Origin of the sequence: uncultured Kiloniella sp. (assembly GCF_937128705.1) — a bacterium.
In the GTDB taxonomy this organism is placed as follows: Bacteria; Pseudomonadota; Alphaproteobacteria; order Kiloniellales; family Kiloniellaceae; genus Kiloniella.
On record NZ_CAKZMP010000430.1, the window covers coordinates 1 to 3,018 of the forward strand.

General features: G+C 42.9%; 4 protein-coding genes. 2 read left to right on the forward strand and 2 right to left on the reverse strand.

The window, feature by feature from the left end:
- Nucleotides 1–10: 10 nt before the first annotated feature.
- Entirely contained in the window at nt 11–523 is a 513-nt protein-coding gene (locus Q0241_RS21940; RefSeq protein ID WP_299381379.1) for a YcxB family protein, read from the reverse strand.
- A gap of 270 nt (nt 524–793) precedes the next feature.
- Between Q0241_RS21940 and Q0241_RS21945 the strand changes: the two genes are divergently transcribed.
- Together Q0241_RS21945 and Q0241_RS21950 are read left to right on the forward strand one after the other, a co-directional pair.
- Nucleotides 794–1,261: a hypothetical protein gene (locus tag Q0241_RS21945; protein ID WP_299381381.1), complete on the forward strand. Its 468-nt coding sequence runs from the start codon at nt 794–796 to the stop codon at nt 1,259–1,261.
- Nucleotides 1,254–1,748: a hypothetical protein gene (locus Q0241_RS21950; RefSeq protein WP_299381384.1), complete on the forward strand. Its 495-nt coding sequence runs from the start codon at nt 1,254–1,256 to the stop codon at nt 1,746–1,748. The genes Q0241_RS21945 and Q0241_RS21950 overlap by 8 nt, the downstream gene beginning before the upstream one ends.
- Before the next feature lie 10 nt (nt 1,749–1,758).
- Here the strand turns inward: Q0241_RS21950 and guaD are convergent.
- The coding region (guaD, locus tag Q0241_RS21955; RefSeq protein ID WP_299381387.1) for a guanine deaminase at nt 1,759–3,018 on the reverse strand (1,260 nt) is incomplete at its 5' end.

Here is a 3,018-nt window from a genome sequence, read left to right on the forward strand (position 1 = left end):
TAAGGCTCACTTATTTTGGCTTATTGCTTACTTGCCAAAAAGATTTTGAAAACTCTATAAACTTTGCACATTGTTCTGGAGTTTCAAAGCTTCTTTTGGGAATTATGTGCATCATATGGCCGGGTAATTTAAAGAAAATATATGAATTTGTAATGTATATTGATTCAATTCCATCCCATTTAATCAGGCCTTCACCTCCTTCTGTATTCTCTGTTAATCCATCTTGAGTAATCTGATAATTATAATAGCCTTTTCCTGGAACAAGATTAGTAATGTTAAGCGATATACATATTAAGCCAATAACCGCTATAACGAATAAAAATATTAAATATATTAAAACGGCCTTCCCGAATAAATTTATCCACTCATTAAAATTTTGAGGCTGTCCATATATGAAAAAATTTGTAATAGCTGTAGCAATAACCATAAATAGCATTAAAAAGTAAGATGATTTTAGTTTGGGATATAAGGCCCAACCAGAATAAAAGAGATCCGATTTTAAAATAGATGCAGAGACTTTCATATCTTTTCCGCTATTTACTTTATTGCTTAGCATTCTTTAGTCAGTGGTCAAGTTTTCTATTAAAAATAGGTCAATAGATCTGGATAGCTTTAATTATTCGAGAGGCTGCTTATACACCTAATGCGAGATAATTTGTAGCTTATAGTAGTGCTTTTGCTGTGAGTCGAATCTAATAATTTGTTTGAAATTATAACAAATATTGAGATGAATTGTTTTAATAAGATTCTGGGTTAATCCTTATCTCTAATCATTTGATAAGGGGCTATTGGAATGGATCATGCCGGAGTTTTATATCGTCGCCACAAGGAAGAACAAAAAGAAGAACTGGAAAATCGAATGTTCAGAATATTTGTTGATGGGCATGCTGGTAAGGGCAACAAGCTGACTTATGAGCAGGCAAAGTGGTGGTGGAGAAACGCAGGTGGAAAACCACTTGTTGTTGATGGCAGGGAATTAACAGTGTGGAGAACCAGTAAAAATAGTCAGATAGCAGCCCCTATGCCTCTTGATGATCTTAAAGTTCATGGTCATGTGTCCACCAATCCGGCGAATGGTCGAATATATGACGCAGGATATGATTTTGAACCCAAAGCAATGGCTATGCCCCAAGACGCAAATATTGTGGATAAAGTCAGGATCACCTCCAGAAATTTTTTAAATGAACTTGCGATAGATGAGCATGGCAAGGGAACTCCTTTTAAAATCGTATATCGCTACGAGGACAAAGATTTTGAGTAAGATCAAAAGATATCTTATATATTTCGGTGTCATTCTTGGTTGGGGAGTGCTTTATCTCGTTTTTCAGGCATTCAACTCTGATAAAGAATATTCCTATCACAATTTTACCCGGCCGGATAATTACACCATTCTTAGAGATGGTGACGTTATTATTCCGGCGACAGTTGTCGACCATGATATTATGTCTGGATATTACGTTGGTTTACAACTCCCTGCGGAATATTTGGAATGTGATGGAGGACGTAACGGATATAAAATTCGCATCCGTAATGAGGAGAACTATTTCATTCTCTCTACAGAGACAGGAGAAGCCCTCTTTTACAAATCCCGAGAAGAATTTGAAAGAAAACTTAAAAGATTGGGCCTCTATAACGATTTAGAACTAGATTACACAGCTTTTAAGACCAGTTGGAAATATCTGTCCAATGGCTATCACAGAGTTGATTGGGACGACTGTGAGTTGGCTGACAGCCGTCCCAATGGATGAAGATGAAGATTTACCCCTTATAAACCCGTTCTCCCGCCACATAGGTAGCTGAGATTGCGCGGTCGTCGCCGAGGATCATGAGCGAGAAGAGGACGTCTTCGAGGTTCTCTGAAACTTCCTGACGGCTTTCAAGTACGGGCGTGGCTTTGGGATCTAGTACCACAATGTCGGCGTACTTTCCTGCTTCCAGATTACCGATCTCATTATCCTGTTTGAGCTGCTTGGCATTGCCAAGGGTCGCGAGATAGAAGGCATCGTGGGCGGTTATTTTCCGGCCCTTGAGCATAGCGACTTTATAGGCTTCGCCCAGAGTTTGCAGCATGGAATAGCTGGTGCCGCCGCCGACGTCTGTGGCAACGCCGACACCCACGGGACGTTCCGGTTTGGACAGGTGGTCGATATCAAACAGGCCGGACCCGAGGAAGTTGTTGGATGTCGGGCAATGCACAACGGTGGACCCGCTTTCGGCAAGGCGCTGGCATTCCCGTTCAGACAGGTGGATACCATGGGCAAAGAAAGAATTTTCGCCCAACAGGTTAAAGTGATCGTAAACGTCAGTGTAATCCTTGGACCACGGGAACTGTTTTTGCACTGTGGCAATTTCTCCGGGGCTTTCTGACAGATGGGTTTGCATGAGGCAATCTGGGTTATCCTTATAAAGATCGCCTGTCACCTGTAGTTGTGCATCGGTCGAGGTAACGGCAAAACGTGGCGTGATGGCGTATTTTAGGCGACCCTTGTTATCCCATTTGTTGATCAGGTCCTGTGAATCCCTTGCCGCTGTTTCCGGCGTATCCAGAACAGCATCGGGTGCAAGCCTGTCCATCATGGTCTTTCCCGTGATCATCGACATACCGCGCTTTTCAGCAGCAGAAAATAAGGTGTCGGCACAGGTTTTGTGTACAGAGGAAAAGGCGAGGGCCGAGGTGGTGCCATTGGCAAAAAGGCGATCGAGGAAAATTTCTGCGGCTTTGGCGGCATATTCTTCAGAGCTATAGCGGCTTTCTTCGGGGAAGGTAAAGCGGTTGAGCCAATCCAGAAGGTCTTTACCGGGGGCTGCCAGAATACGGTATTGCGGAAAGTGAATATGCGGATCAATAAACCCGGCCATAATGATTTTATCATCGTAATCATCACATGGCAGGTCTTTAAATTCATCCGGCAGTTGGGCAAAAGCGCCTTGCCAGAGAATACGCCCGCCTTCGCTGATGACCACAGCACCTTTGCCTTCATATTGGACCGCGTTATCATCCCCCTTGATACGGGGATT

Coding starts and splice junctions, on each gene's coding strand:
- Q0241_RS21940 (WP_299381379.1), bottom strand. CDS start 523: ATGAAAGTCTCTGCATCTATTTTAAAATCGGATCTCTTTTATTCTGGT.
- Q0241_RS21945 (WP_299381381.1), top strand. CDS start 794: ATGGATCATGCCGGAGTTTTATATCGTCGCCACAAGGAAGAACAAAAA.